Annotated in this window: 2 protein-coding genes and 2 pseudogenes; 2 read left to right on the top strand and 2 right to left on the bottom strand. The window is 39.8% G+C overall.

Annotated elements, in window-relative coordinates:
* Positions 1 to 122 precede the first annotated feature (122 nt).
* Complete coding sequence (locus CBG25_RS10535; RefSeq protein WP_290606529.1) at positions 123 to 1,520, bottom strand: hypothetical protein; 1,398 nt, start codon at positions 1,518 to 1,520, stop codon at positions 123 to 125.
* Between the two features lie 92 nt (positions 1,521 to 1,612).
* Positions 1,613 to 2,581 (bottom strand): annotated as a pseudogene (locus tag CBG25_RS10530) (IS110 family transposase).
* 410 nt (positions 2,582 to 2,991) lie between these two features.
* On the opposite strand from CBG25_RS10530, the gene CBG25_RS10525 reads away from it, so the two are divergent.
* Positions 2,992 to 4,641, top strand: a complete 1,650-nt coding sequence (locus tag CBG25_RS10525) for a Na+/H+ antiporter (protein ID WP_290606527.1) — start codon at positions 2,992 to 2,994, stop codon at positions 4,639 to 4,641.
* Positions 4,642 to 4,659: 18 nt separating this feature from the next.
* A pseudogene (locus tag CBG25_RS10520) lies at positions 4,660 to 4,950 on the top strand (DMT family transporter); the annotation flags it as partial.
* Positions 4,951 to 5,191 lie beyond the last annotated feature (241 nt).

The following is a 5,191-nucleotide window of genomic DNA, read 5'->3' as shown; positions in this document are numbered from 1 at the left end:
AAACGATTATCTCGTAACAGCCGCTCTTTGTTGATCATTTCAAACCTTTATTCTCTAAGTTAAACCTCTTTTTATTCTCAATAGCGTGACAAAAAATGCAAGTCTCTATTCAGCAACTAGTTTTATGAAACACTAAGGAAAACTAAATTGTCTGGTAAATAGAATAATTTATTATGATCAATTTTAAGATCCACTAATCTGGCCGGCAAATGGTCAGGTAGTGCGAGCAGTTGATTTTTACTCGCATTAAGGGTGGTCAAATCGTTAGGCAGATTATTGGGCAATGCCGTTAATTGATTATTACTAATATCAAGTTTAACTAAAAAGCGAGGCAAATTAACTGACAAATTTGGCAACTTATTGTCACTAATATCCAGTACAGCTAAAGCATGTGGTAAACGAACTGGTAACTTTTGCAATTTATTATTATGAGCATCTAGGTGCCTTAAGTTAGCCGGTAAGTTATCAGGCAAAATAATTAATTGATTATTACTAACATTAATATATTTTAATGTGTTTGTTAGATTATCAGGTATAGTCGTCAACTGATTATTATTGGCAGTGAGGTATTCTAACTTACTTGGCAAATTGTCAGGTAACGCCACTAATTTATTATTCTTAACAATAATTTCAGATAATTTGCTTGGTAAATGATTAGACAGCGTTGTTAACTGGTTACCATCAACATCCAAGCCTAATAAATTATCAGGCAGCTCCGTTAGTTGGTTGTAACAAATGTAAAAATACTTTAGGGCTTTAAGCAAATTGTCGGGTAACGGATGGAGTTGGTTACTGCTAACATTCAAATTTTGTAATTTGTCAGGTAGCGAATTCGGCAAAGCCATTAATTGGTTATTACGTAGATAAAGACTTTCTAACATACCTGGCATGCTAAGAGGTAAGCGAGTTAACTGATTATTACTGGCATCAAGTATTTTTATACTATCCGGTAAATGCTCTGGTAAATCGCTCAACTGATTACAATTGACATTCAGTGACATCAATGAATTAGGTAAATTAGCGGGAAGCCTACTTAATCGATTAGCATAAACATCCAGGACAGTTAAATTATTTGGTAGATAATCAGGCAATGCCGTTAATTGGGCAGTATGCGCGATAAGATTTTTTAATGTATCGGGTAAAGTATTAGGTAAAGCAACTAAAGGGTTATTATTGACGGTAAGCTCAATTAATTCATTTGGTAAATGCTTTGGCAACTCAGTGAGTTGATTATTAGCTATCGCAAGATACTTGATAGAAGCAGGCAAGTTATCAGGCAATCTAATTAGTTGGTTATTATTAGCCGTTAGATACCATAAAGAATCAGGTAATTTGTCAGATAACTGACTAAATTGATTATCGCTTATAACCAGATACTTTAAAGACACCGGTAAATTATTTGGTAAAACTGTCAATTGATTGTGATTAACCGTAAGGTCAATTAGCCCCTCAGGTAGTTGATTGGGTATGTGAGTTAATTGATTGTAACTAGCATTAAGGGCTATTAATCTATCAGGCAATTTATCCGGTAAGTGAGTTAGTTGATTGTTGCTGACATTAAGCGTTATTAACCTATCAGGTAGTACATCAGCAACTGTCTTGAAAGCTAAAATTATGGAGTAACGTGATGATACGACTCATCCCATTCTTCGTCCTTTCTGAGCATCGCGTTTAGGATCGTCAGAAGTTTGCGCATACAGGCAACAAGCGCGACCTTTTTGGCTTTTCCCGCTGCAAGCAGCCGCGTATAAAAAGCTTTTATCACCTGATTAAAGCGGGTTGCGACAAGGGTGGCCATATAAAGCGTTGTTCGTACACCGTCTCATCCACCAAAGATGGTTCGCCGGCCCCGCATAGTACCCGAGTCCCGGTTTATGGGGGCAACACCTACAAGCGCGCTGATAGCGCGCCTCGAGAGACTACCCAGTTCTGGAACTTCCGCTAGCAACGCGGCAACCGTCATTGTACCAACTCCTTTAATACTGCTCAGTCTGCCAGCCAGATCTTTAAAGTGGTTCATTATGTGGCTGTTCATATCCTCATCGATTCTGGCAAGTTCATCTTCCAGTGCTTTGATTATGATGTTGATACTTTTTCTGCTCTGCGGATGAACGGGATCCAGTCGGTTACGCTCAGCAACCAACATCGCTGTAAGCTGGCGCCGGCGCACCACCATCGCAGCAAGAATCTGACGCTCCACATCAGGCATAGCTCTGATAAAGCGTTCCCGCTTTGGATGTCGATTAATGACCTCCGACATTTGTGCAAGCACCCGTGCATCAATACGATCCGTTTTTGCCAGATAGCCCATAGCGCGCGCAAAGTCTCGAGCCTGTCGGGGATTGACCACCACGACGTCAAAGCCTTCAGCCTGAAGCGAGCAGGCCACGGCAGTCTCAAGTCCACCAGTGGCCTCCATCAGAACCAACGTTACCGGATGTTTTTTCAATTCATCAGTAATGGCATCAAAACCGTCGGAGTCATTACTGACCGTAAACTGAACAACATCACTGTTGGCAGCAATGTCCAGTGTCGTCTTAGAAACATCAATTCCCACACAAAGTGGATTTGGCTGACTCATTATTACCCATCCTTGCAAATACGTTATGAATTACGGACAACTGTTCGGGTTTAAGATGAGTGGCTCAGTGTATGCGCCAGTCGCTTATTTTCGGGCTATGAACCCATGGCGGAATCGGGCTGCATACACCTTGCCAAATCTAATCGTAATTATTTTAACCAATTTTCAAGATACAAGACGTTGATGTTAATTCCAACGTAAAATGGAATATAAAGTTAACTGATAAGATTAATCTTAAAGTCAAAAATATTGTCACTGATAGTTTGTTGTTAAGGATAGAATATGGCGAAATACAGTAGTTTTACGACGGTTAGCTCATTTTTTCTCTAGCACAGTCTTATTTTATATCAATATCTGTTAAGCATAATACTTTGCTCGGCTTATAACTCAGACTTATAAGTAAGGATAATATGGAAATATTTTTTACCATCCTCATTTTGATTTTGGTGGTTTCAGTATCTGGCGTTATTACAAAAGTTATTCCGTTTCGTATACCGTTGCCTATTATGCAAATTGCGATAGGAGCATTGTTAGCGTGGCCGCATTTTGGTTTACATGTTGATTTTGACCCAGAGCTTTTTCTGGTTCTGCTGATCCCGCCGCTATTATTTGTTGATGGTTGGAAAACTCCAACACGTGAATTTTTTCAAAATGGACGTGAAATTTTTATTTTAGTTTTAGGCTTAGTATTGGTAACGGTAGTTGGAATAGGTTACGTGATCTATTGGCTGTTACCAGGTATCCCGCTTATTGCGGCTTTTGCATTGGCGGCAGTTCTTTCTCCTACTGATGCGGTGGCACTCTCCTCAATTGTCGGTCGAGGTCGAATACCGAAGCGGATGATGAGTGTGTTAGAGGGTGAAGCACTGATGAATGATGCCTCCGGCTTGGTGGCACTAAAATTTGCTGTCGCCATTGCTATGGGAACTATGATCTTTACTGTATCTGGTGTCACCCTTGAATTTTTTAAAGTTGCTGTCGGTGGTTTATTGATAGGCATTGCAGTGACTTGGATTTATAGTAAATCACTGCGCATTATGAGTCGCTGGAGTGGTGATGATCCGGCAACCCAGATGATCTTAATGTTATTATTACCTTTTGCCTCATATCTTATTGCAGAACATATTGGTTTTTCTGGTATTTTATCGGCTGTTGCTTCGGGCATGACCATCAGTAAAGCTGGTGTCATTCGCAATGCACCACTAGCCATGCGGTTAAGATCGGATAATGTTTGGTCGATGCTGGAGTTTGTTTTTAATGGCTTAGTTTTTATCATGCTTGGATTACAGTTACCGGGTATCTGGGAAACATCTGTTATTCAAGCCGAGCTTGATCCTAGTGTTGAAACCTGGATGCTATTTGTCGCCGTTTTCATTATTTATACCGCTTTATTATTGTTAAGGTTTAGTTGGTTATGGTTGATGAAGCGATTTAGTCGGTTGTTATTAAAAAAACGGCCGTTACAATTTGCTTCTTATACTTATCGTGAATTGTGGTTAGCGTCATTTGCCGGAGTACGTGGAGCGATAACCTTGGCAGGTGTCCTTTCCATACCGCTATTTCTTACCGATGGTACTCCTTTCCCCGCTCGCTATCAGTTAGTTTTTATTGCCGCAGGGGTTATTATGCTATCGATTTTTATTGGCGTGCTTGCTTTGCCGCTTTTATTGCATAACTTTAAAGTGGGTGACAAACTGGCAGATATTAATGAGATGCGAATGGCAAAAGCGGCGATGGCGGAAGTGGCTATTGTCAGCTTAAATAAAATGGAAGAGCGCCTTTCGGCCGATGCTCAAGAAGCGCTAGATCCTGACGTTATTAATGAAGTTGCTTCCCGTGTTACTGGTTATCTGCGTCGTAGAACTGCCGGTCAGGATGAAATGGAGCATAATTTGTTAATAGAAGATTTGGAGCGTCGTTTTCGTTTAACGGCGTTACGAGCCGAGCGGGCAGAGTTATATCATTTACGTGCAACGAAAGAGATCAGTAATGAAACCATGCGAACACTATTATTAGATCTTGATTTGATGGAAGCTTTGTTGATTGATAAAGAGCATTAATCTACTAAGAGACAGACCATGGGATTGTTAGTTATTACGACGCTGCTGTGGGCAGCGTCTTTTAGTTTAATCGGCGAATATTTAGCAGGCCAAGTTGATAGTTGGTTTGCTGTTTTAGTTCGGGTTGCTCTGGCGACAATGGTTTTTTTACCTTTTCTACGCTGGCGTGGATTGTCGTTGAAAATTATTTTACTTTATATGCTAGTCGGTGCTTTTCAGTTAGGTATCATGTATCTATTTATTTTTCAAGCATATAACTATCTTAGCGTCGTTGAATTTTTACTCTTTACAGTGTTAACCCCGCTTTATAGAGGCTGTCGCAAAAGGGGTATTTACAATAAAAATAATTTAATTTTTTCTTTAAAATCAAAATATTGAAATCATTAAAAACATGATACTACCTCTTTTGCGACAGCCTCTATAGAGGCTGTCGCAAAAGCTCATGTTATCGATTAAAATTTGCTTTATTCGTTTTAAACGCAGATCTTTTATGACCGTATTTACTCGCAAACTGGAATCGCCTTCTCACACCAAACGTAAGTTTGTCAAA

The sequence above is a fragment of the Arsenophonus sp. ENCA genome (assembly GCF_002287155.1).
In the GTDB taxonomy this organism is placed as follows: domain Bacteria; phylum Pseudomonadota; class Gammaproteobacteria; order Enterobacterales; family Enterobacteriaceae; genus Arsenophonus; species Arsenophonus nilaparvatae.
The sequence above is the reverse complement of the archived record's forward strand: the minus strand, read 5'-3'. Positions and strand labels throughout refer to the sequence as shown.